This is a genomic window from Salinimicrobium oceani (assembly GCF_012037645.1).
Window position 1 is genome coordinate 1 of record NZ_JAAVJR010001064.1, and the last position, 366, is coordinate 366.

Annotated in this window: 1 protein-coding gene; it reads right to left on the bottom strand. The window is 36.9% G+C overall.

The genetic code is table 11. The annotated features are described in order from the left end of the window. The coding region (locus tag HC175_RS20790; protein ID WP_168139897.1) for a hypothetical protein at window positions 1-366 on the bottom strand (366 nt) is incomplete at both ends.

A 366-nucleotide genomic window follows, 5' to 3' on the forward strand; every position in this document is an offset into this window, starting at 1 on the left:
TCGCTTATTGCTTCTACATAATAGGAACCTACAGGAAGTCCTGTAAATCCACCAACCGGATATAATACATTAGAAAAATGTTCTACTCCAGAGCCAAGATGAGTAACAGTAAATTTTAATTCTGGATTTAAATCTGGATTAGTGATCATAATAGCTCCCAGTAAAGTTTCGCAGTTAGGTTGAATAACTTCTGTGAGAAGGTTGATCTCAACTTCACTCGGTCTATTTATAGTTACATCAAACTCCGCAGAGATGCAACCATCTTCCTCGTATCGAATACGGAATTGATAGGTATCCACTCCAAGACTAATCTCTCCTGTGTATAGGATGAAATCACCTCCATCTATACTATAGTAAAGATTATCT